At 59.2% G+C, this 23450-nt stretch carries 14 protein-coding genes; 5 read left to right on the top strand and 9 right to left on the bottom strand.

Annotated elements, in window-relative coordinates:
- Window positions 1-157 precede the first annotated feature (157 nt).
- Window positions 158-979 carry a carbon-nitrogen hydrolase family protein gene (locus ACNYC6_RS08010; protein WP_419711835.1) on the bottom strand — a complete coding sequence of 274 codons (822 nt, stop codon included), beginning with the start codon at window positions 977-979 and terminating at the stop codon, window positions 158-160.
- A gap of 126 nt (window positions 980-1105) precedes the next feature.
- Here ACNYC6_RS08010 and ACNYC6_RS08015 point away from each other — a divergent pair, with 126 nt between their 5' ends.
- Together ACNYC6_RS08015 and ACNYC6_RS08020 are read left to right on the top strand one after the other, a co-directional pair.
- Window positions 1106-1906, top strand: a complete 801-nt coding sequence (locus tag ACNYC6_RS08015; protein WP_419711836.1) for a response regulator transcription factor — start codon at window positions 1106-1108, stop codon at window positions 1904-1906.
- Window positions 1907-2038: 132 nt separating this feature from the next.
- On the top strand, window positions 2039-3658 hold the full coding sequence (locus tag ACNYC6_RS08020) for an FMN-binding glutamate synthase family protein (RefSeq protein WP_419711837.1): 1620 nt from the start codon (window positions 2039-2041) through the stop codon (window positions 3656-3658).
- 24 nt (window positions 3659-3682) lie between these two features.
- On the opposite strand, the gene ACNYC6_RS08025 is transcribed toward ACNYC6_RS08020, so the two are convergent.
- From ACNYC6_RS08025 to ACNYC6_RS08035, 3 genes are read right to left on the bottom strand one after another with little or no spacing between them, the layout of a single operon-like run.
- On the bottom strand, window positions 3683-5191 hold the full coding sequence (locus tag ACNYC6_RS08025; protein WP_419711838.1) for a glucosyltransferase domain-containing protein: 1509 nt from the start codon (window positions 5189-5191) through the stop codon (window positions 3683-3685).
- A gap of 1 nt (window position 5192) precedes the next feature.
- Window positions 5193-6131: a glycosyltransferase family 2 protein gene (locus tag ACNYC6_RS08030; RefSeq protein WP_419711839.1), complete on the bottom strand. Its 939-nt coding sequence runs from the start codon at window positions 6129-6131 to the stop codon at window positions 5193-5195.
- Entirely contained in the window at window positions 6128-6502 is a 375-nt protein-coding gene (locus ACNYC6_RS08035) for a GtrA family protein (protein ID WP_419711840.1), read from the bottom strand. Before ACNYC6_RS08035 ends, ACNYC6_RS08030 begins: the two co-directional genes overlap by 4 nt.
- 252 nt (window positions 6503-6754) lie before the next feature.
- On the opposite strand from ACNYC6_RS08035, the gene ACNYC6_RS08040 reads away from it, so the two are divergent.
- A complete protein-coding gene (locus ACNYC6_RS08040) occupies window positions 6755-7915 on the top strand; it encodes an OpgC family protein (RefSeq protein ID WP_419711841.1) in 1161 nt (386 codons plus the stop codon).
- Between the two features lie 268 nt (window positions 7916-8183).
- On the opposite strand, the gene ACNYC6_RS08045 is transcribed toward ACNYC6_RS08040, so the two are convergent.
- On the bottom strand, window positions 8184-9605 hold the full coding sequence (locus ACNYC6_RS08045) for an amino acid permease (protein ID WP_419711842.1): 1422 nt from the start codon (window positions 9603-9605) through the stop codon (window positions 8184-8186).
- Window positions 9606-10223: 618 nt separating this feature from the next.
- Here ACNYC6_RS08045 and ACNYC6_RS08050 point away from each other — a divergent pair.
- Together ACNYC6_RS08050 and ACNYC6_RS08055 are read left to right on the top strand one after the other, a co-directional pair.
- Window positions 10224-13343, top strand: coding sequence for a transglycosylase domain-containing protein (locus tag ACNYC6_RS08050; RefSeq protein WP_419711843.1), 3120 nt, complete (start codon window positions 10224-10226; stop codon window positions 13341-13343).
- A 170-nt stretch (window positions 13344-13513) separates the two neighbouring features.
- On the top strand, window positions 13514-18172 hold the full coding sequence (locus ACNYC6_RS08055) for a dermonecrotic toxin domain-containing protein (RefSeq protein ID WP_419711844.1): 4659 nt from the start codon (window positions 13514-13516) through the stop codon (window positions 18170-18172).
- Window positions 18173-18221: 49 nt separating this feature from the next.
- On the opposite strand, the gene ACNYC6_RS08060 is transcribed toward ACNYC6_RS08055, so the two are convergent.
- The 4 genes from ACNYC6_RS08060 to ACNYC6_RS08075 form a co-directional block, all read right to left on the bottom strand.
- The gene (locus ACNYC6_RS08060; protein ID WP_419711845.1) at window positions 18222-18716 is read right to left on the bottom strand and encodes a CS1 type fimbrial major subunit; all 495 of its coding nucleotides are present in this window, start codon (window positions 18714-18716) and stop codon (window positions 18222-18224) included.
- Window positions 18717-18778: 62 nt separating this feature from the next.
- A complete protein-coding gene (locus ACNYC6_RS08065; protein ID WP_419711846.1) occupies window positions 18779-19522 on the bottom strand; it encodes a molecular chaperone in 744 nt (247 codons plus the stop codon).
- A 59-nt stretch (window positions 19523-19581) separates the two neighbouring features.
- Window positions 19582-20853: a hypothetical protein gene (locus tag ACNYC6_RS08070; protein ID WP_419712931.1), complete on the bottom strand. Its 1272-nt coding sequence runs from the start codon at window positions 20851-20853 to the stop codon at window positions 19582-19584.
- Between the two features lie 32 nt (window positions 20854-20885).
- Entirely contained in the window at window positions 20886-23408 is a 2523-nt protein-coding gene (locus ACNYC6_RS08075; protein WP_419711847.1) for a CS1-pili formation C-terminal domain-containing protein, read from the bottom strand.
- Window positions 23409-23450 lie beyond the last annotated feature (42 nt).

Genomic DNA, 23450 nt, shown 5'->3' on the forward strand with positions numbered 1-23450 from the left:
CTCCGGAATTATTAGATTTATGGCAGAGCCGAGTTCGGCGAAATTTCGGGGGTTGTGTTGTTGTTCTTGGGTGATGGTCAAACAGGTGTGTTGTTTGGGAGGGCCTCATCGCTGGCAAGCCAGCGATGAGGCCAGTCCAGGCTATGTAAAATCCGGATCAGCGCGCAGGAATCAGCAACTCTCGTAACCCATCCGCATGCTCAACCATCTCCCCCGGCAACTTCAGCCGCTGATCATCCAGATAGCGATAATCCTGGCGCGCCGCCGTCAACCGGTTCAGGTCCAGCTCCACCGCAAACTGTCCCTCTTCACGACCGGCCTCGAACAGCAACGTACCCAGCGGATCGACCAGCGCGCTGCCGCCGGCGAACAACAACCCGCCATCGCCCTCTTCCACCCGGTTGACCATCAGCGCGAACGCCTGGTTTTCCTGGGCGCGGGCCATGATCGCGGTGCGGTGGGTCGGGCCATACGGGTCCATGTTGCCGTTGGTCACCAGCAGCAACTCGGCACCGAGTTGCGCCAGGGCGCGGGCGGTTTCGGGGAATTCGATGTCGTAGCAAATCAGCAAACCCACGCGAACGCCGTTCCACAGGCACGTGGCGTAGCGGTCGCCGGCCTCGAACACACCGCGATCCGACGCCCACAGGTGCGTCTTGCGGTATTTCAGCGCGATGCCTTCGGGGGTGATCAGCAGCGTGGTGTTGTAGAAACGACCGTTGTCGTTCTCGGCGGTACCGACGACCACGGCAATCTTGCGTTCACGGGCGGCGGCGACAATCGCGCTGACGGTCGGACCGTCCAGCGGCTCGGCGACATCGACCACGGACTCGGCGCTCGGGAAGCCCATCAAGTGGCTTTCCGCAAACATGATCAGTTGCGTCTCGGCGGCGCAGGCGTTGATCGCCTCCAGAGCACGTTCGAGGTTGTAAGCCGTGTCGTTGTCACGGCCCGCCAATTGGGCGAGTTCGACCTTCATGGGTATTCCTTGTTCTAAGGCCGGGCTGGGAGAAAGATTGCCCGGTCGCTGTCTGTGCGCCAGTATGCGCAGCAAGCAAGCGGCCGGGAAATCACGCCGCTGGGGTAACACGATAGGGGTAGATGCATGACACTCTCATTGGACGACATCGCCTGGCACCGTTCGGTGGGGCAATTGATCGACGCCCTGGACAAGCCCAATTTCTGGACGCAACTGGTGCGTTTGCTGGACCAGTACGTGCCCTGCGACAGCTGGGTGGCGCTGCTGTTCAGCGCCGACCAACACCCGCAAGTGTTCGCCGAATGCCCCGGTGAAGACGGCGGCCCCGACCCGTTGTTCCAGGATTACCTGCGCGGCCTGTACCTGCTCGATCCGTTCTACATCGCCTGCCGCGAACAGTCGCGCACCGGTTTGTATCGCCTGTCGGAAGTGGCCCCGGAGCATTTCGAACTCACCGAGTACTATCAACGATACTTTCGTGTGAATGTCGTGGCCGACGAAATACAGTTTAATTGCCAGCTCGAAGGCGACCGCACGTTGTGCCTGTCACTGGGCAGCAAGCAGCGGTTCAGCGCGCAGCAAATAGCCTTGCTGTCGTTGATTCAGCCGTGGGTGCTCGGATTGTTGCGCCAGCGTCTACCCTATGAGATCAACGAAGTGGTGGCGCTCACCTCGGCGCCGGTACAAGGCGACTGGCGGGTGCAACTGGAAGCTTCAGTGCAGCAACTCAAAGGCGCACAGTTGACCGCCCGGGAGCTGGATGTCGGGCGTTTGATGCTCAGCGGCTGCTCGAGCAAGGAAATCGCCCGCAAACTGGAAATCTCCATCGAAACCGTGAAAGTCCATAAGAAACACATGTACAGCAAGCTGGGCATCAAATCCCAGTCCGAGCTGTTTTCGATTTTTCTCCAGGCACAAAATGCCTGAATAAAAACTGTAGGAGTGAGCTTGCTCGCGAAAATCGCCAAGGCAACGCAGTCATTCAGACTGCATGCGTTATCGTTGACGACCATCGCGAGCAAGCTCGCTCCTGCATGAGTCCGAACCCAAGGAAACCGTATGAGCCTGTCACTCCTGAGCCGCTACGCCTTCTTTGCCGCCTGTGTGATCTTCACCCTCGCCAGCCTGCCTTTCCTCGAACATGACTGGCTCTGGCCAATCACCGCTGTCACCAGCGTGCTCAGCCTGATCGGCCTGTTCGATTTACTGCAAAGCCCTCACGCAGTGCGCCGCAACTATCCGATCCTCGGCAACATTCGCTATCTGGTCGAAGGCATTCGCCCGGAAATCCGCCAGTACCTGCTCGAATCCGACAGCGACGCCCTGCCCTTTTCCCGGGCTCAGCGTTCGCTGGTCTATTCCCGGGCCAAGAATGAAAGCGCCGACAAACCGTTCGGCACCCTGATTGATGTGTACCAGTCGGGCTTCGAATTCATCGGCCACTCCATGCGCCCGGCGCCGTTGAGCGACCCGAGCGGTTTCCGCGTCACCGTCGGCGGCCCGCAGTGCACCCAGCCGTATTCGGCGTCGGTGTTCAATATCTCGGCCATGAGCTTCGGCTCACTCAGCGCCAATGCCATTCGCGCGTTGAACCAGGGCGCCAAGCTTGGCAACTTCGCCCACGACACCGGTGAAGGCAGCATCAGCCCCTATCACCGCGAACACGGCGGCGACCTGACCTGGGAACTCGGCAGCGGCTACTTCGGTTGCCGCACCAGCGACGGCCGTTTCGACCCGGAACGCTTCGCCGCGCAGGCGCAAACGCCGCAAGTGCGGATGATCGAAATCAAGATGAGCCAAGGCGCCAAACCCGGTCACGGCGGTATCCTGCCCAAACACAAAGTCACCAAAGAGATCGCCGAAACCCGCGGCATCCTGATGGGCGAAGACTGCGTCTCGCCGTCACGCCACAGTGCGTTTTCCACGCCGATCGAGATGATGCATTTCATCCAGCAATTACGTGAACTGTCCGGTGGCAAACCGGTGGGCTTCAAGTTCTGCCTGGGGCATCCGTGGGAGTTCATGGGCATCGCCAAGGCCATGCTGGAAACCGGCATCCTCCCGGACTTCATCGTCGTCGACGGCAAGGAAGGCGGCACCGGCGCGGCGCCCGTGGAATTCACCGACCACATCGGCGTACCGATGCGCGAAGGCCTGTTGTTCGTGCACAACACCCTGGTCGGCCTGAACTTGCGAGACAAGATCAAACTCGGCGCCAGCGGCAAGATCGTCAGCGCCTTCGACATCGCCAGCGTGCTGGCCATTGGCGCTGACTGGGCCAACTCGGCACGCGGCTTCATGTTCGCCATCGGCTGCATCCAGTCGCAAAGCTGCCACACCAACAAATGCCCGACCGGCGTCGCCACTCAGGACACCCTGCGCCAACGCGCGCTGGTGGTGCCGGACAAGGCCCAGCGCGTCTACAACTTCCACCGCAACACCCTCAAGGGCCTGGCCGAAATGCTCGCCGCCGCCGGCCTCGAACACCCGTCGCAGTTGTCGGCCAAGCACCTGGTGCGACGCATGTCGGCGACCGAGATCAAGCTGTTCTCGCAGTTGCACGTGTTCCTCAAACCGGGGGAATTGCTGACCGGTGAAGTGAATGGCGAGTTTTATTCGCGGATGTGGCAGATGGCGCGGGCGGACAGCTTCGAACCCAACGAAGTGGTCGCTGCCTGAACCGGACGGCCCCGGCAATGCGCTTCACCAACGAAGCGATTTGATCGGGGCCGGCTCTTTGAAGACGATGAAACCGTAATCACCGATCAGGTAAATCCGGTAGTACCGGGTCTCGAGCAGCGGCAGGAAATGCTGATACCCCACCCGCGTTGCATTACGCCGCTCTTTCTCCGAGACCACGTTGGTAATCCCCACCTTGGGCAGGTTTTCGGCCAGCATGTAAAAGTCGATGTTCAGCAGATAGTGCAACACCGGCATCTGCTTGAACGAGCCTGCGGCGCCTCGCAACCAGTGATCGGAATAGGTGACCGACATGTAAATGCGCTTGGCTTCGCGCAAGCCTTGATGGCTACTGATATCACGATCAAGGCTATTGAGCGCACTGGTGGCGAAGGTTTTCTGCACCGTCAGCACACGGCCATAGGCGAACGACAACGACAGCATCGCCAGCAGCGGCACCAGCAACAGCAGCGGCAATCGCTCATGCACAGACGCCAGCGCCAGATGGCTCAGATAGAACAGCAGCACCAGCAACACCGCAAACCCCATCAGCGTTCTGGCGCCTTCATTGAAGTCGCGAAAGAGCAGCGCCACCCCCGACACCAACAACAGCAGCGCCGGTACGCTCAGAACGCACAGCAGGCCGATCAACAGCCGCTTCGCCGCGCTCTCCTTGCGCTGAACGATGTTCATCCCCAGCCCGACCGCACCGGCGATGGCGCACAGCAACAAACCGGCGAACACCCAGGCAAATCCGCCATGGAACAGCAGCACGACTTTTTCCAGTACCCGGAGGATGTTGACGTCCAATTGCAGCAGGGGCTGCGCCGACCAATTCAGCAACAAGGCGCGGTTCTGCCCCAAGAATGGATAGGCGGTAACGCTGTAAATCAACCAGCCCAACACCACTTGAGCCAGCTTCCAGCCAATCAAGGCAGGCCACTGCGGCCAAGGCATTCTGTCGTTGGCAACCCTGAGCAACTCCAGGCAACACAACCCCAGAAACACGTTCAGGCTGATCTGGTAAAGACCCAGTGCCAAAGCAATCAGAAACGCAGGAACCAGCCATTGCACGCTGCGCCTGTGGTGACGGAAAGTGATCGCATAAATCACCGCGACCACGCTCAACGCCATTGCCGCGCCGTCATATTGATAGGACAGGTTCTGCAGGAAAAACGGGTTGTACCAGAGCGGCAACAGCACCAGGCAGCCGGTGATCGTCGGTTGTCGAAAATAGTGAAAGGTCAGGCTGGTCAGCGCCGATGCCATCGCCAGCGAGGCGATCAATAACGGCAAGGGAAAGATGTTCGGCGCTGCATTGTTGAAGGTCAGCGCGTTGTAGAACAGTTCGGTAAACAATCGCCCCTGCTCCGCCCACGCCATGCCGGCGGAGAGCGAGCGCCAGTTGTCATCGATGTAGGGATAGTCCGCGAGGATCAGCGGCAGCACATACACCAGCGTCGCCAACAGAAAAAACCGCCAGACCTGACGGCGCCCGAGCTCCTTGATGAAAAAATCGCTGAATCGCCCCATGTCAGCGCTCGCGCCGGTCTTTGCCGCCAATGATGTCTTTGACCACATAGCGCGGCCGGTGCTTGGCCTCGATGTAGATCCGGCCAATGTACTCGCCGAGAATGCCGATGCCGATCAATTGCACGCCGCCGAGAAACAGAATCGCCGTCATCAGCGACGGATAACCTGGCACGCTGTTGCCGAAGAAAATCTTGTCCATCACCATGTACAACGCATACAGCACGGCAAAAATTGAAACCGCGCCGCCGACATACGTCCACAAGCGCAACGGCACGGTGCTGAACGACGTCACGCCTTCCAGCGCCAGGTTCCACAGTTTCCAGCCATTGAACTTGCTGCTCCCTGCCACGCGCCGGGCCCGTTCGTATTCCACCACCACGGTGTTGAACCCGGCCCAGGACAGCACGCCTTTCATGAACAGCTGATGCTCGGGCAAAGTGCGGATCACATCGACCACTTTGCGATCCATGAGCCGGAAATCTCCGACGTTTTCCTCGATCCGGGTGTAGGCAATCCGATTCAACAGGTGGTAGAACAGCGACGCACTGTGGCGCTTGAAATAACCATCGGCCCCACGGTCCCGACGTTTGGCCAACACGACATCTGCGCCTTTCTGCCATTGCTCGACCAACAGCGGGATGACGCTGATCGGGTCCTGCAGGTCGACGTCCATCGGGATGACCGCATCGCCGGTGGCATGTTCCAGGCCGGCGAACAGCGCGGGCTCCTTGCCGAAGTTGCGGGAAAAGTTGATCAGCATGACCTGATCGTCCGCTTGCGCCAGGGTGGTGGCCTGTTCGGCCGTGCGGTCGAAACTGCCGTCGTTGACGAACACAATCTCCACCTCGGCGTCGAGCTTCAACTCACGCCGCACAGCCTGGTAGAAAATGTCGATCGCCTGTTCTTCATTGAACACCGGAACAATGAGCGAGATTTTCATGCGTCACGCTCGCGAAACACCACGTACCTGGAAAAAAGAAAACCGAACACCAGGCTCATCACAGAAAACATCGCGACGGTGAGCAAACCATGTAACCGCCACAGGTCACCGGCATAGCCGACGCCATAACTCAACGCCCCCATCGCCGCCATGAACAGCAGATAGCCACCGACCGACATCCGGCTGTCAAAGGTGTAGAGCGCATTCATGTAGAAGGAAAACGAGGCCGCTACGCAAAACGCCGCCAGATTGCTCACAGCCTGACGCAACCCCGCTGCCACGCTGAGCAGGAAAAAAATCTGCCAGTGAATGAGGGTGTTGGCGACCCCGATCACTGCGTAGCTGGACAGCCCTCGCCACAAACGTCTCATGCTGACGGTCCTTGATTAGAACGTTGCACGTCCATAAGTATTTGAGCTTGTCTACTGTCAGAAATCGCAGGTTCGTGTGCCTTTCAGACCAGCGGTAAGGGCCTGAGGCACAGTCAGGAGACATTCCGAAATATCCCGACTTTGCAATTGCGAGCGATTCAGTCCACCCTGCGCGCCGCCGATGAGCGGCATGTAATTTTTGTCGTCTTCGACTACTCCTTTGTTCAACACCCCGTTTACGAGCCTGCCGTCATGACGTTAGCGCGCGATCACCGAATCGACTTTTTTCGCGGTCTGGCACTGATCTTCATTTTCTGGGATCACGTGCCCCACAATCCTCTGGGTCAAATCACCCTGCGTAACTTCGGCTTCAGCGATGCGGCGGAAGTCTTCGTGTTCCTCGCCGGTTATGCGGCGGTACTGGCCTACGGCAAAGTCCTGGCGCGGGAAGGTTTCCTGATTGCCTGCGTGAAAATCCTGCGTCGCGCCTGGGTGCTCTACGTGGTGCATATTTTCCTGCTGGCGATGCTGATGGGCATCGTGTTCTTCGCCAACAGCCATGTGGAAACCCGCGACCTGGTCGAAGAAATGGGCATGCACCACTTTATCAGCGACCCGCAACAGGCCTTGATCGATGAACTGCTGCTGCGCTTCAAACCCAACCTGATGGACCCGTTGCCGCTGTACATCGTGCTGTTGGCAGGGTTGCCGCTGGCGCTGCCGATATTGGTGCGCAAGACCTGGGTGGTGGTAGCGATGTCCGTGGCGTTGTACCTGATGGTGCCGTTGGCTGGCTGGAACCTGGCCGCGATCAAGGACGGCGTGTGGTACTTCAACCCCGTTGCCTGGCAATTGCTGTTTGTCCTCGGCGGCGCCGCTGCGATTCACTCACAACGCCCACGCCTGCCCGAGACCCGACCGTTGATCCATCAGCCGTTGTTCATGACGGCGGCGGTATACGTTGTGGTCGCCGGCGTGTTGACCGTGTTGTGGCGCTGGCCGCAGATTCACGACGCGCTGGTGCCGTCCGGCCTGAGCAACCTGCTGTACCCGATCAGCAAGACCGACCTTTCGCCCGTGCGCCTGTTGCACTTTCTGGCACTGGCTTACGTCACCGCGAAACTGCTTCCCGACACCGGTTGGACACAGAACTGGCTGGCGCAGCAAAGCTGTCGCATGGGGCGTTTCTCATTGGAGATTTTCTGCCTGGGGGTGTTGCTCGCACCTTTGGCGGACATGCTCAACGCCCTGACCGACGACGCTTTCGCCATGCAAATCTTCACGGCGCTGGTGGGCGCTGGGTTGATGGCCTTGTTGGGAGCGTGGCTTGAGTTCAACAAGCGCTTGAACCAGACCAGTAAACGATCGCAGCCTTCGACAGCGCCTACAGAATCAAACCGCATTCCCTTGTAGGAACGGCCGCTGGCTGCGATCTATTGATCGTCAAAGCAAAAGCCCCGGCCAATCGACCGTAATGCTGTTCACTTAACCGATGGAGCAAACAACCGAAAACCTGTGGCGAGGGAGCTTGCTCCCGCTGGACTGCGCAGCAGTCCCATTTTTCAGGGCCGCTTCGCGCCCCAACGGGAGCAAGCTCCCTCGCCACAGATTCAGTGTTCGTCCTTGAGTGAACAGCATTACGGCCAATCGACCGGGGCTTTTTCATGTCTGGCGTTACGGCTTATTGAGCCGAACGCACCGCACCCTGCGAAACATTCGTCGGCTGCAGCTTGAACACGTAGAACAACACCGTCAGCAGCACCAGGAACGCAGGTCCCACATACAGCGCCACGCGGGTGTCTGGGAAGTACGCCATCAAGCCGACCACCAGCACCAGGAACGCCAACGCCAGATACGAGCTGACCGGGTACAGCCACATGCGGTATTTCAGGCCCGCTCGTTCGCTGGCACTCAAGCCTTGGCGGAATTTCAGCTGGGCCAGCAGGATCATCACCCAGGTCCAGATCGCGCCGAAGGTGGCAATCGCCGTCACCCAGACGAAGACTTTCTCCGGCACCAGGTAGTTGAGCAACACGCCCACCAGCAACGCACCGATCGATAGCAGCAACGCGCGACGCGGCACGCCGTTGTTCGACGTCTTGGCGAAACCGGCCGGGGCCTGACCATTCTGCGCCAGGCTGTAGAGCATCCGTCCGGTGCTGAAGATGCCGCCGTTGCACGACGACAATGCCGCGGTGATCACCACGAAGTTGATGATGCCGGCAGCCGTCTTGATGCCCAGACGCTCGAACGTCATCACGAACGGACTGCCCTGAGTGCCGATTTCGTTCCACGGGTAGATCGACAGGATGACGAACAGCGCGCCCACATAGAACAGCAAAATCCGCCAGAACACCGAGCCGATCGCGTCGGGAATGGTCTTCTGCGGGTTCTTCGCTTCACCGGCCGTCAGGCCGATCATCTCGACGCCCAGATAGGCGAACATGACCATTTGCAGCGATATCAACACGCCTTGCACGCCGTTAGGCATGAAGCCGCCGTGCGCCCACAGGTTGGAAATCCCCAGCGCCACGCCGTCATTGCCGAAGCCGAAAGCAATGATGCCGATGCCGCCGAACACCATCGCAATGATGGTGACGATCTTGATCAGGGCGAACCAGAACTCGAATTCACCGAAGGCCTTGACCGCGATCAGGTTGATCGAGCCCATGCTGACCAACGCCGCCAGCGCCCAGATCCAGCGCGGTACCTCGGGGAACCAGACGCCCATGTACACCGCCACGGCGGTGATCTCCGCGACACACGTCACCAGCCACAGGAACCAGTAGTTCCAACCCGTGAGAAAACCTGCGAGCGGGCCGAGATAGTCTTGGGCGTAACGGCTGAACGAACCCGCAACCGGGTTGTGCACGGCCATCTCACCGAGCGCGCGCATGATCACCAGGATCGCCAGGCCACCGATGATGTAAGACAGCATGATCGCCGGGCCGGCCATTTCGATGGCCTTGGCCGAACCGAGAAACAGACCGACGCCGATACAGGCACCGAGCGCCATCAGGCGGATATGCCGTTCGCCGAGTTCGCGTTTGAGCGGACCGCCCTGAGCGGTGTCGCCGTGGGGCAGAGGATTGCCTACGGACATGGGGGTACAACCTCGTCTTGTTATTGGATATGACCACCGAGTGGCGAAGCGTTGACCGATAAGCCATGGCTTGCCGTCACCGGGACTGCTTCGTGGGCAGAACCGTCTCGCAGGATGGAAACCTGCAAGATCAGCGGGGTGTGCAGTATAAAAAGCGGCCGCAAGCGTTTTTTACTCTATAAACCACAAAAATCAGGGGTAACTCGCGACTGAATCGGGATTTACGGAGAAGGATTGTCTGGGCTTTGTAGGATTTTTCGCTATTTGCAGCGGCGGCGAGTATTGCACGGTATTGGTGCAGCGTCATGTCCCTACGTGGGCCGTATTTACCCACTGGAAACCTCTAAATCAGCACTTCCAGCTTGCATGCCCCCCCTGTGGCGAGGGAGCTTGCTCCCGCTGGGGTGCGCAGCAGCCCCAAACCATAGAGCTGGTTTAGTCAGGCACATTCCGATTGCAGGATTTTGGGGCCGCTTCGCGGCCCAGCGGGAGCAAGCTCCCTCGCCACAGGTTCAGCAGTTGGCCGATAGTTGGATCCTCACAATTTTTTCACCAACGCCAACCACCGTCTAAGCTTCAGACAAGTCCGATCAATCTGCGTGAATGGATCAGTCGACTATGGGCGCTTTATGGCAAACCGATTCGAGTAAAACCGTGGTCCCGACTGAACCTGTGGATGAAGCGCCATTACCTGAAAAACCCCCTCGCAGCCGCACCAAGCACGGCTGGAAGGCGTTTTGGCTGTTGCTGCTGATCATTGCCATCGTGGTAGGGCTCGCGGCTGCCAAGGAAATGCGCACCTCAAGATTCCAGGCCCGCGAGGCCAGCAAGTTCGCCAAGACCCTCAGCTATGAACTCAAACCCGGTCCCAGCGACTCGATTCACTATCCGGGCGCCGGCCCGTTCGATTTGCGCCTGGGCTACAGCTCGCTGGGCGAGTTCCTGCCACGGTTGCTCAAGCGCGACTACGTGATTACCGCCCAGACCCGATTTTCCCCGGCGTTGATGAACTACACCGACAAAGGCCTTTTCGTGCCCTATTCGGAGAAAATCCAGGCCGGTTTGTCGATCACTGACTGCAAGGCGGCACCGCTGTATCAATACAACTATCCGCAACAGCTCTATGCCAGCTTCGACGCGATCCCGCCGGTGGTGGTCAGTAGCCTGCTGTTTATCGAAAACCGCTTCCTGCTCGACCCGCGCCAGCCCTTGGCCAACCCGGCGGTGGACTGGCCGCGGTTCGGCATGGCGGCGTATACCCAGGTCGCCAAGATGCTGCACCTGCCCGGTCAATCGGCGGGCGGCAGCACACTGGCGACGCAACTGGAGAAGTACCGCCACTCACCCGACGGCTTGACCGCGTCGGGCGGCGAGAAAATCCGCCAGATGATTTCTGCCAGCGTGCGCGCCTATCAGGACGGCCCGGACACCCTGAAGGCCCGGCAGAACGTCGTGCGTGATTACCTCAACAGTGTGCCGCTGTCGGCCGTGCCAGGCCACGGTGAAGTGCACGGCATGGCCGAAGGCCTGCGCGTGTGGTACGGCGCCGATTTCAACAAGGCCAACGAACGCCTGGCCAGCGACGCTACGGATCCAAAAAGCCTGGCCGACAAAGGTCTGGCCCTGCGCGAAATGCTGTCGCTGATGATTGCCCAGCGCCGCCCTTCCCATTACCTGACCAAGGGTCGCGATGAACTGGCCGACCTCACCGACAGCCATATCCGCTTGCTGGCCCAGAACAACGTGATCGATGCGCCGTTCGCCGCTGCGGCACTGGCCAGCAAGGTCACCTACCGCGATTGGGCGACCCAGCCGACCATTCAGCCGATCGAAACCAACAAGGGCATCAGCGTGGCGCGCAGTCGTTTGGCGGGCTTGCTCAATCGGCCGCTGTACGACCTCGATCGCCTCGACCTCTCGGCCACCAGCACCCTGCAAGGCGAACTGCAAACCGAGGCGACCGCGTACCTGAAAAAACTCGCCGACCCGGCCTATGCCGCAGAAATCGGCCTGATGGGCGAACGCTTGCTGACCCCCACCAGCACCACCCAGGTGCGTTACAGCTTCACCTTGTTCGAGCTGACCCCGGACGGTTCCCGAGTGCGGGTGCAGACCGACAGCACCGACCAGCCATTCGACATCAATGAAGGCAGCAAACTGGAACTGGGCTCTACCGCGAAAATGCGGGTGATGACGACTTACCTGCAAATCATCGCCGAGCTGCACGATAAATATGCCGGCATGTCCGTCCCGGACCTGAAGAAAGTCGTGGTGCCGGAACAGGACCGTCTCAGTCGCTGGGTCGTCGATTACCTGATCCAGAACAAGGACCGCAGCCTGCAGCCCCTGCTCGGTGCTGCGCTGGACCGCAAATACTCCGCCAGCCCCGGCGAGGCGTTTTTCACCGGCGGCGGGTTGCATGTGTTCCATAATTTCCGCAAGGAAGACAACGGCCGCATGCCGACCCTGCGTGACGCCCTGCGCGAGTCGATCAACCTGCCGTTCATTCGCCTGATGCGTGACCTGGTGCGCTACACCACCTACTCCGGCCCCAACAACAGCGCCGAATTGCTGCTGGACGACCGTGACCCTCGGCGTCAGGAATACCTTGCCTCGTTCGCCGACCGCGAGGGCACTTCGTTCCTGCTCAAGTTCTGGAAAAAATACCGCAACAAGGACACTCAGGCACGGCTCGAAACGTTCCTCGACAGCATGCGCCCGACGCCGATCCGCATGGCCGCCGTGCACCGTTACCTGCTGCCGCATGCCAGCCAGGAAAGCTTCAACACGTTCGTGCGTTCACACCTGACGGGCACCAAGCTCACGGAAAAACTCACCGACGATCGCCTTGTGCGGCTCTACGATGCTTATGGCCCCGGCACCTACGACCTGCCGGACCAGGGCTTCATCGCCAAAGTGCACCCGCTGGACCTGTGGATGATGGGTTACTTGCTCAATCACCCGGACGCCACCTTCAAGGACATCGTCAAAGCCAGCCAGTTTGAACGCCAGGAAGTCTACAGCTGGCTGTTCAAGAGCCGGCACAAAGGGGCTCGCGACAGCCGCATCCGTACCATGCTGGAGATCGAGGCGTTCCTCGACATTCACGCGCGCTGGCAGAAAGTCGGCTATCCGTTCGACCACCTGGTGCCATCGCTGGCCACCGCCATCGGCAGTTCCGGCGACCGCCCTGCGGCGCTGGCCGAGCTGATCGGCACCATCCTCAACGATGGCGTGCGGATGCCGACGCTGCGTATCGACAGCCTGCATTTCGCGGCGGATACGCCGTATGAAACCAGCCTGACCAGCGACCCGGATGTCGGCAAACGGGTGATGCCGTCCGAAGTCGCCACGGCCATGCGCGAAGCCTTGTCTCAGGTGGTGGATGCCGGTACAGCCAAACGGGTGTCCGGTAGTTTCAAACTGCCCAATGGCATGCCGCTGGCCATGGGCGGCAAGACCGGGACCGGCGACAACCGTATCGAAGCCATCGGCTCGGGCGGGCGAATTCTCAGTTCGAAATCCCTCAACCGCACGGCCACGTTCGTGTTCTACATCGGTGATACCCATTTCGGCACGCTGACCGCATTCGTACCGGGACGCTCGGCGGAAAACTTCACCTTCACCTCGGCGCTGCCGGTGCAGGTGCTCAAGGGCATGGCGCCGATTCTGACGCCGTATCTGCAACCGGGTACGCACACGATGTGTGAGCCAAACACGAGGACGGCTGTTCGTTGAGCGAGGTTCGACGCTTTGGGCGCAGTGGCGGTAAATATGTATTTTTCACTCCCTGATTTTGTGAGCGTCATAGCGCCTTCCATACTGTTACCAACCATTTTTTGAGCTTTTTTCGGGCATTTCATTTGCCTATTCTGGTCGCTCCATATTGATCAACGGACGATCACGCAATGCCCAATCTTCCTCAGGCGGTCCAGGGATCTGCCCCGCCTTCAATGACCTCATCCGAAACCAGCATTCACTTCGAAACGGTCAGCAAAGCCATCCCCGCGTGGCTGCGCAGCACCTCCATGGCCCGGGTCAGCGCCTTAAAAAACGTCAGGCTCACCCTTCCTGACTGGCACAAAAACGCTTTGCCAGCCGATCACCACCGCTTGAAAAATGCAGTCAAGCTCGGCTGGAACGCGCAAAACGATGTCGATAAGGCGTTGCGTGGTTTGCAGGATGTGAAGGCCTTTGCCAAGCCACTGTTGCAACAGGAATTAAAGAAGCGCTTCAGCGTTGAGGTCGATGTCGAGGACACCTGGCTGCGCTTGTATGAGCCAGTGAAATCACCGTGGTGGGTGCATGACTTCGAATCAGGCACTCGCAGCCGCACCCTCTCCTTGCTTGATGCGGCGCTGCATAATTTTTCCAGCGGCGAGACCTTCAGCACCGACTCCGAATTCATTACCCGCCCCAATGCCGCCGGACACTTCGACGTAAAAACCCTCAAGCACAAAATCAGCATCGAGCAGTTCAAATCCCTGTGCCGGGAACTGAACATCGGCGCCCGCTACGAAAAGCATTTGAACGAGTATTTGCTTTCCACCAACAGCGTGGCCAACAACGTATTGCGCCATAAAGTCATCCTCAGTCAGAAGAGCACGCTCAATGCAGCGGCGCGCATGGCGCTGATGAAACATGACATCGACCAGGATGCGTACGAGGTCGTGCAGGGCATGCTCGATGACCGTAGAAACCTGCATTGGCAGGGGCAACCCGTGAGCTATTACAACCTGTGCATGATGGATGCATCCCTCACCGGTGTTGTCCTGATCACACCCGATGTATCCACTGCCAATGCCCCTGTCCCGGTGATCGCGTATATCCCCCATGACCCGGAGCACCCGCTCAAACAATATGCGTCGTCGCTCGAATTCATGGGGGAACTGACACGGCAATTGCGCGATAGCGCCTCAGCCGAAAGCTACCAGCAGTTCTTCAGCCAGTTTGTCGATCAGCAGCAACGCGGGCATTTTTTTTCCGGGCTGAATGACCGTCTGAGCAACGTCAAATGGCACCCCGCCGCGCCGGGCACCAACCTGCCGAGCTGGCGTGAAACGCCCGTGGACAACCCCAATCTGCAATTCGACCTGATGAAAATCCAGGACGATCGCCAAACCAGGTTCAACGGTGATCTGTGGAGATACTTCTATCGGCAGAAACTGAACAAGATCCTCAACGACGCCCGGGAGATCGCGATTTCCACCGAATACGCCGACCGCATGGCCCGTTGGGCCTGGTGGGACAATCTGGAAAAAATACTTTCGGACATGCTCAACGCAGCGCTGCTGGTTGTGACACCGCTGGTGCCCGGCTTGGGTGAGTTGATGCTGCTGTACACCGGTTATCAGCTGACCGATACAGTGGTCGAAGGCATTGTCGATCTGGCTGAAGGTCATCTGGCGGAGGCCGGTGAACAGGTCATCGGCATGCTGGAAAACATCGTTCAGCTGGGTGTTTTCGCGGCAGGGGGCGCCGTGGTCAATATCGTACAGACGAAGCTGTCGCCGTTTTTCGAAAGCCTGAAACCGGTGCAGTTGGCAAATGGTGAGACACGGCTGTGGAACCCTGACCTCAGCCCGTATCAACGAGCCGACGTGGTTCTGCCAGTGGATGCCCGTCCTGATGGGCAGGGTATTCACCCGTATCACGGCCGGAAAATTCTGCGCCTGAACAATCAACACTTCGAAGTGCTGGAAGACCCGATCACCGGGCAACAGCGTATCCGCCACCCCGAACGATTCGATGCCTATGCACCGACACTTCGTCACAATGGCCAGGGTGCCTGGGTCAGCGAAACGGAAAACCCGCGCGAGTGGGAGGGCACGACACTGATGCGACGCCTGGGCCATACGACCGATGCCTTCAGCGACGCACAACTGGAAGAAATTCGCCAGATCAGCGGCACCGATGAAACCGAATTGCGCAGGATGCACATCGAGAGCGCCCCGCCACCTCCCTTGCTGACCGACACCTTGCAACACCTGGGGGCACCGGTGAATCCGCCTCCTGCGTTGTCCCCGGAAATGGCCGAACTTTTCAGCGGTTATCCCGAATTGCCTGAAACCGTCGCGGAAAAAATCTTCGCCGGTGCCACCCGGTCAGAGCGCCAGCAAATGACCCGGCACAAGCGCCTGCCCTTGCGCCTGAAAATCCAGGCCCGGGAACTTCAGTTCGAGACCCAGGCGGTCCGCGCCGCCCACGGCCTGTACGACGACGCGTTGGTCAGCGGCGATACCGAACGCCTGGTGCTTGGCACCCTGCGTATGCAACCCGGTGTCTTCGGCAACCTGCGCATCGAAATCCGCCAGGGCGCGCTCGACGGCGAACTGCGATGCAGCGCCGGGCCCGAAGATGCAGAACATGTACAGGTCATGGTTCGCGACGAGTCCGGAAAATATGAAGTGCGTGACGCCGAAAACCGTCAGATCCATGCAGCCGATGATCTGCTTCCAGCGCTGCTCCAGGCCATGGGCAGGGATGGACGGCGAGCGTTGGGATATCGATCGGGCGATACCGAATTCTTCAAGCAGTGGATCATCGCCAAGATCGAGACGCCGAGCGAGCGCCGGACAGTTCTGGCCACGCCACCGATTCGTACCGTGGCCGAGCATGAGACCATGCTGTTGGTACGCGGTGCCGGTACCAGCAGGTCAGGCGCAACGCTGCACGAACGGATTCACGACCTGCATCCACATTTCAGCGACAACGAGGTGGACGTCTTTGCCCGGGCCCTGATCGAAAAGGGCGAACCGATGAAACTTCTCGATGAACAGGAAAAAGATATCCTCGAACTACGCCGGACTGTCGAATTCTGGCAGCACCAGTTCGCCGGGCTGGATGCCGACAATCCAATGCCGCTACGCGGCACGCGCCTGCACATTGCCGAGCGTCTGCTTGAGTGTGTCGAGCGAAAAAACCGTGACCTCGGCAACCGTGCCAATCCGGATGACTATGCGCTGGATCTATCGCGGGAGCTTTTGCCCGTGGATCTGGAAGCTGCATGGCCGAAGCGAGCGGAGCTGAAAAATTTCCTCGATAAAGTGACGGTGCTGAAGCTCGACAACACGCGCTTCAAGGCAACGCCGGATGGCTTGCTGAAAAACTTCCCCAATCTGCGCCAACTCAGCGCCAGACGCTGCGAGCTCAAGACGTTGCCCGACAGTATCGGAGCCATGCACCGGCTGGAGCGCCTGCAGTTGAGCGACAACGCCATTGTGCTCGATACCGCTGCAGTGCTGCGTCTCAAGCCATTGACTTTCCTGGAAATACTCAGGCTCGACAACAACCCCTTGGCGATGGCGCCGGACATTGGGCGCATGCCCAGGCTCAAACTGGTGGCCTTGAAAAATACCGGCCTGACCACCTGGCCCGATGGCACCCTGGCCAAAACCCGACCAAGGGGGTTTCTCCTGGACCTGCGGGACAATCCCCTCAGCGTTATTCCCCAGGTGGTGCCCGGCAGGCCAGAAGCTTGGGTCATTGCCCGAACCCGACTCAATGTCGGTGATTTGTCAGAGATGAACCAACTGCAATACCAGGAAATTCGTCGCTCAGTGGGATTGCCCCCCGAACCTCTGGTGATTTCTCACCCGGCGGATTACGGGGCCGCTGCCAATAATTGGGCCGATGTGCCCGGGTTCGGGGTAGAACGGATCGCCTCGTTCCGGGAACTGTCCGACGACCCCCGGTCCCATGAGTTTATCGAGGCCGTGCTCAAACAGGAAAACACCAAGGACTTTGCTACGGGTGGCTCTGCTCGCCAGCAATTGGTACAGCGCATGGCACGCATGATCGATGCCGTGTATATCGACACTCAACTGCGCGAGCAGCTCTACACCATGGCCAGCGCCCCTGTCGATTGCGCCGATGCCGGTGCGCAATTGTTCAATAGCATGGGCATTCGCGTGCTCGCCTCCGAAGCCTATTCGTACACCACCGACCGTGCAGCGCTTCAACGCAAACTGGTGACTCTGGCCAAAGGTGCCGCACGGCTGGATCACGTCAACGAAATTGCCCGTGCCGATGTCGCCAGTCGTGGCGGTGACACGGACGAAGTCGAAGTCTATCTGGCCTACCAGACCGGTCTCGCCCAGCGATTGAATTTGCCATGGCAGTCCGAAGGCATGTTGTACCGAGCGGTTTCCGACGTGACTGACAGCATGATCAATCAGGCGTACGACACGGCTCTGGCCTTGGGTGAAGGCGACGGCCTGATCAACACGATGCTTGAACAGGATTTCTGGGAGCGTTACTTGCGTGAAACATGGCCGACTGAAATGGAGGCGAACAAACGACTGTACCAGCGCAAATACGAGAAACTGGAGACACTGCGTACAACCCAGCTTCAGTGGCTCGAGGCGACGTCGGACGTTCATAAAACCGACCTACGCAACCAGCTCAAGGTACTCATGAACGATCTGCCCGCTCCAGAGACCGTAATCTTTGCCGATGAACCCATCAGTGAAGCCCACTTCGACAGGATGCTCACCGACCTGGGTGACAGCGAAAAAGAGCTGGCCAGGCGCTTGACCCGAGAGGCCCTGCGCAAAGCTGGCCAATAACTTCCATCAAGCAAGCCAAAGGCAGCCTGACCCATCAGGCTGCCGCACATCAAGGCGCTGCGGCAATGAATATCAGTTGCACACTGCCGTAATAAACACCCGGCCTGTATCCACCACCAGGTACTTTCGGCTGGATCTCCAGCAGGAAGCGTCCACCGGCCATGGCTTGGGCTGCCGATACCACTTCGCGCGGTTGCGGGTCATGACTCAACTCCTGGCCGTTGAAACTGACACGCAAATAGATGTTCTGGTCGTCACGCCCGTTGGACAAATAGGGTTCCGCTTCCAGCCGTGCCTCAATCGCGCTGGTGTCGTGCTTGACGTCGAAATTCTTGCGCAGCCCCTCCAGCGTTTTTGTGTGGATGTTAAAGGGCAACGTCTGTTCGAGATGTATCCAGTTCGTCTCGGCGGGTATCACGTAAAACCCCAGTGTCGGGATATCCACCGACACCTCGAACGTGCGCTCTTCCCGTGCCGCGAACGTGAGGGCACTGACCAGTGCCATAACACCCGCACATACGGCGATGATCGATTGCTTGACCATGTCTGCTACCTGTTACGTCAAAGAAAACGCGAGCAAGCCCATGCCACTCGCCCCTGGCGGAGTTATTGGCTGGCAATGCGCAGTGTTTTTTTCGAGGCGCCCTCGACCAGATTGAAACGGTATTCCCGACCGGGCTTCTTCTCGAACTCGAAGGTTTTGCCTGCCAGAACATGATGTTTGGTGACCGGTTCACACTCGGTTTCATTCTTCAGCGAGCAGTTGCGAAACTCATCGATCAGCACCACCGTGTTGCCGTTGTTACGCAAGCGGTAAACACCGGCACTGTCGTCGACCACACTTTCGAACCGGCTATTTTTGGGGCGTACGAAAAACACCGTGCCGAATCCGGTCATCACGTTGACCCCCGCTGACAGGTTGTCTTTGTAGGCTTCGCGCTCCTCACTCGACACGGCGAACTCGTCCTCCTTCTCCGGCACCACCGGAATGAAGCGCACGCGAAAATAGCGCTCGGTGTCGCGATTGCCCAACAGCAGCAAGCGCGTACCCTGCATGCCTTTGGCGGGCACGATCAGTCGTGCGGGGCTGGCCATCAAGCCGTCCCGGCCACTGCCGTCCGTTTGCGTCTTGACCGGAATTTCACGATGGCTGCCATCGGCGTCGTAGACGATTTCGAGAATGTTGACCTTGACGAACGCCGTGCTGTCGCCGCTGTTGAACACGCGCTTGAGATAGGTGCTTTTGTCGGCGTCCAGATAGTCGTAGACCGTGCCGACGTTGATTTGCGGCCCGGCGCTGACCGCCAGGGAAAGACCACTTGAACACAACAAGACCCACAACCGTTTCATACCCTTGAACCTCATCCTTTTGCACCTATCGCAGGCCGGCATCATCGCTACGCCGCCCATCAGACTTCCGAATCCCAGATCACCGTGACACTGCCGCTGTAAGGGCTGGCCACATTCGGCTGCCGCAGCATCCACTCCACTTCCTCCTTCCGCACCTCGAAGTGCAGGATGCCGGGCGCCCTGTCCACGTAGAAACCGGGCTGGAAAATTTGCGCACCTTCAGTTCCGGCCCTGAGCCGCTGATGCCTGACCGGCTGGCCGGACTGATCGGTCAAGCCATTGGGCAGGCTGACGAAGACCTGCAACTCCACTTGCCGCCTGCCGAGCGCGTCCTTGATCGTGCAATCGAACGCGTTCCAGGACTGGCATTCGTAATACATCTTGAAACGCGACGATGCCGAAATATTGAAGGTCTGGTCGCGGAACAGGCGCACGGGTTTACGTCCAGCTTGCAGCCAGCCCTGCCAGCCACCGGCCGGTACCAGATTGATTTTTTCGCCGCCAGGGGGAATGTCGACCTTGAGCGTGTGCTGAACATCCAGCACAAAATTCAGCGTCAGGTCCGGATCGCTCGGCAGCATGACGTCGCCCATGTCGAAGTCACCACCCGGACCAATGCGATAACTCATATCCCCCGTATAGAGCCCCGATGACATCGTCAACGGGTTGGGGGTCTTGAGTTCATAGGAAAAGTCCAGGTAGTCATACGTCATGGCCGGTATCGGAAAACTCGCCGTCTTGACGCAGGTGCCTTGCACCGGGGTCTTCCAGAAAAACCGGTAGTAGTTGTCTGAATACAGACCGACACCACTGTAGGTGCAAGGAGGTGCCGCGTTTACCCAACCATCATGCGGCCCGCCCCATAAGTTGCGATGCCCTTCGATTGGCGTTGCGGCCCCCGTCAGTTTGACAACGGTATCGCTGAGGATGTAACGGGAACCGAAGCCGGCAATCCGCACCTCGACAGTTTCCGTTTCGCCTGTTTCCCTGTTCGTCACCGTCAACGGACGCCACAGCGCCGGAACGCTGAACATCGCGCTGTTGCGGGGTGATGCATTGGGCTGCATGGGGCTCGCCGAGTCGAACCGCATGGGCAAGCGGATGCTGAAGGTCTCGTTGTCCCGGCACTCACTGGGATAATCGGCACAGTAGCCACTGACCGGTGTTTTGTTGACGAACAGGTTGCGCTGCGGGTTGGCAGAGTCCGGCGTGAACAGCGCCCGGATTTCCTGGGTCACTGCCTGCGCGGGAGGTGCCGCTACCACGGCCAGCATCCCCAGCCAGCAACCACGCCGCAGACAGCGATAAAAAGTAGACGTTACATTCATGATCACACTCTCTTGAACATCTGAAGCCGCGCCGTTCAACCCGCCGTGCGCCGGTTGGGGTTGGCATCTGCCAACGTGTCCGGGCTGCACCGCAAGTCACCGATCATCAGCACATTGTTTTCACTGCGGTGCTTGTCGACATCGAGGCGGAACTGGCACAGCAACTGATCGGCGTAACGCACCTCAAGGGTGGGCGAGCCGGCATTCATTTCCATCGAAAAGAAACCATCTACTTCGCTGACCCCACGGCTGGCGTGATTGATCACGTGATGGCCCTTGAGCGGTTGGCCTTGCGGGTCGACCAGCCGACCGAGCACGGTCAGGGTTTTCATCACCCGCACCTTGCGATACTCCACGCCGCCCTTGTTCAGGTGATAGCGCGTGCGTGCCGGTTCGATGCTCGCGGCCGGGACGTCATGGCCTTCGAAGTCGAAGCTCACCGAGCTGTTTTTGTAAGCGGTGAGCGGGATGAAATTACGCCCCGGCCTCAAGGCTGCGCTGCCGCCACTCAGGTCATCGGCGCGCAGGGCGATGCCGTCGATATCGGACTCGACGTCGACGATCATCCCTGCCCCACGGCCCTGATGCTGGCTGGTCAAGGCCATGCGCCGGGCGCCAACCACCAGTGTGCTGTCCAGGTTCAGGCCGCCGGTAAAGTTGTCGTTGAACGACGAGCGCTGAATGAAGCCGTCACCATTGACGGCGTCAGTGCGAAAATTCGCCAGGCTCGAAAGGCCGACTCCATAGGTATCGCTGAGCGCCGTCACCGAGACGCTTTGCAGCACGTGGTCTTGCAGGTCTTTGCGGTAACCGAGCGAGCCATTGTTGTCACGGCTGCCATCGCGGGCCGTGCGGCTGCCGATGCTGCCGGAAATTTGCTGACCCGGACCGCCCAGCGCCATGTTGATGCTCAAGTCGACGCCACGATTGCGCGCATCACCGCTGCTGAAACTGCCCGGACGATCGAACAGCGACAAGCGCCAGTTGGCATCACTGCCAAACAACACAGTGCGTTGCGTCCAGCCCAGATCCAGACCGACACCTTCGACATTGCCTTCGCTGTGCGAGACCCGCGCATTGAGCGAGCTCTTGCGGCTGATCCGGTGGTTCAGCGCCAACGATGAATTACTGGTCTGGCCGGTGAACACATTACGTTGCCGCACGCGGGTGCCGTCGGGCAACGTGTCGTAGGTATGGGTGGTGTCGAGCCAGCTGCGGTTGTGGCTCGCCACCAGACTGCCGGAGCCATAGTTGTAGAGCGCTTGGAGATCGGCACCGGTGCCGTGGTCTTCGGTCTGATAAAGGTTGGCGTAGAGGCTGACGCTATTGGCCAGGCTCCAGTCGATGGAACTGCCGTACTGCAACGTGTTGCGAACCTGCCGAGCCGACAGCCCGAGAATCACCCGTGGGTGCAGCAGGTAATTGATCGCGGCGCCCGCCGTGGCATCGCCGCTGTCCTGCTGATCCCAGTTGCTGAACAGTTTGCTTTCCTGTCCGGCAAACAGGTTGTAGCGCCAGCGCTCGTCGTGGTTGCGCCAGTTGTTCGGTTTGTAGATCAGTTCCTGGGTGGTCGAGGTGGTCTGGCCGTCTTCGATCAGGCGCACTTCCACCTCGTAAATGCCGCCGGGCAAGGGTCGTGTGTCGAGGGTTTGCAAACCGGCCGGCACCGATTGTGTGTTGACCAGCAGGCCATCGCGGTAGATCTCCACCGAGCCCTGCCGATTGGCGGTGACATAAATCGGGTAAACACTGGGTTTCGGACTGTCGATCGCCAAGCTGTCGGAGCTGCCGTACATCACACCCACGGCGGTGTCGGGACTGGTGCCGAACGAGCGCGGCTGACGCGTCAGACCTTCGGAGTTGGGCGTGAAATAACCCAGACGGAAAAAACTGCCTTCCAGCTCACGCTGGGTATAAAGCTCATGCACCGCGTGGTAGGTCTTGTCATCCGGCCCACCCAGACGCGCCAGTTGCATGTTGAACGTCTGACTCCAGTTGCCCAGGCTGCCGCTGGCTTCCAGGCCAAAGCGCCCGCCCAGGTCTTGATCCTGGCCACCGTTCAGATTGAGCTGGTTGCGCACCATCAGGCCGCTGCTGCCACCCTCGGGTTGGTCGAAGTATCGTTTGGCTTCGCTGTCGCGCTCGGCATTTTCGGTGACGATCGACAGCAAGGAATTTTCAAGGTTGTAATGCACCGCGAGCATTTGCTCCGGGCATTGACCTGTGCAACTGCCCAGCGCCACCCCGGGTTTCAGAATCCCGGCCCAGGTTTCGCGTACGCTGGCGCCGAAACGGTTTTCTCTGGTATCGGTGAATTCAAGCAATGTCACCCGATCATCACGGGACAACACGACCATGGCCTCACCGAGCGGTTGTTGATCGAGTTCAACACGCACCGCCAGGGGAACATCGAAGAAATGCTCTTCAAACTCTGCCGGCAAGCCTTTGGCCTGGGCGAGCAAACTTCGCGGCGTGTTATCAACAGGAGTGGTTGCCGCAAATGCACTGCTACATAACAGCAGCGCAAGCGCCGCCGCGATGGGCGTCATCGGGAACATGAACGAGTACTCTAATTACAAGGAAGTCAAAGCACGGTCGGC

The sequence above is a fragment of the Pseudomonas sp. NFX224 genome, from assembly GCF_048565165.1.
Lineage (GTDB): Bacteria > Pseudomonadota > Gammaproteobacteria > Pseudomonadales > Pseudomonadaceae > Aquipseudomonas.

Excerpts from the sequence above, each read along its gene's own strand:
- ACNYC6_RS08050 (WP_419711843.1), top strand. The coding sequence starts at position 10,224 with ATGGGCGCTTTATGGCAAACCGATTCGAGTAAAACCGTGGTCCCGACT.
- ACNYC6_RS08055 (WP_419711844.1), top strand. The coding sequence starts at position 13,514 with ATGCCCAATCTTCCTCAGGCGGTCCAGGGATCTGCCCCGCCTTCAATG.
- ACNYC6_RS08060 (WP_419711845.1), bottom strand. The coding sequence starts at position 18,716 with ATGGTCAAGCAATCGATCATCGCCGTATGTGCGGGTGTTATGGCACTG.
- ACNYC6_RS08020 (WP_419711837.1), top strand. The coding sequence starts at position 2,039 with ATGAGCCTGTCACTCCTGAGCCGCTACGCCTTCTTTGCCGCCTGTGTG.
- ACNYC6_RS08040 (WP_419711841.1), top strand. The coding sequence starts at position 6,755 with ATGACGTTAGCGCGCGATCACCGAATCGACTTTTTTCGCGGTCTGGCA.
- ACNYC6_RS08030 (WP_419711839.1), bottom strand. The coding sequence starts at position 6,131 with ATGAAAATCTCGCTCATTGTTCCGGTGTTCAATGAAGAACAGGCGATC.
- ACNYC6_RS08035 (WP_419711840.1), bottom strand. The coding sequence starts at position 6,502 with ATGAGACGTTTGTGGCGAGGGCTGTCCAGCTACGCAGTGATCGGGGTC.
- ACNYC6_RS08010 (WP_419711835.1), bottom strand. The coding sequence starts at position 979 with ATGAAGGTCGAACTCGCCCAATTGGCGGGCCGTGACAACGACACGGCT.
- ACNYC6_RS08015 (WP_419711836.1), top strand. The coding sequence starts at position 1,106 with ATGACACTCTCATTGGACGACATCGCCTGGCACCGTTCGGTGGGGCAA.
- ACNYC6_RS08045 (WP_419711842.1), bottom strand. The coding sequence starts at position 9,605 with ATGTCCGTAGGCAATCCTCTGCCCCACGGCGACACCGCTCAGGGCGGT.
- ACNYC6_RS08025 (WP_419711838.1), bottom strand. The coding sequence starts at position 5,191 with ATGGGGCGATTCAGCGATTTTTTCATCAAGGAGCTCGGGCGCCGTCAG.
- ACNYC6_RS08065 (WP_419711846.1), bottom strand. The coding sequence starts at position 19,522 with ATGAAACGGTTGTGGGTCTTGTTGTGTTCAAGTGGTCTTTCCCTGGCG.
- ACNYC6_RS08075 (WP_419711847.1), bottom strand. The coding sequence starts at position 23,408 with ATGTTCCCGATGACGCCCATCGCGGCGGCGCTTGCGCTGCTGTTATGT.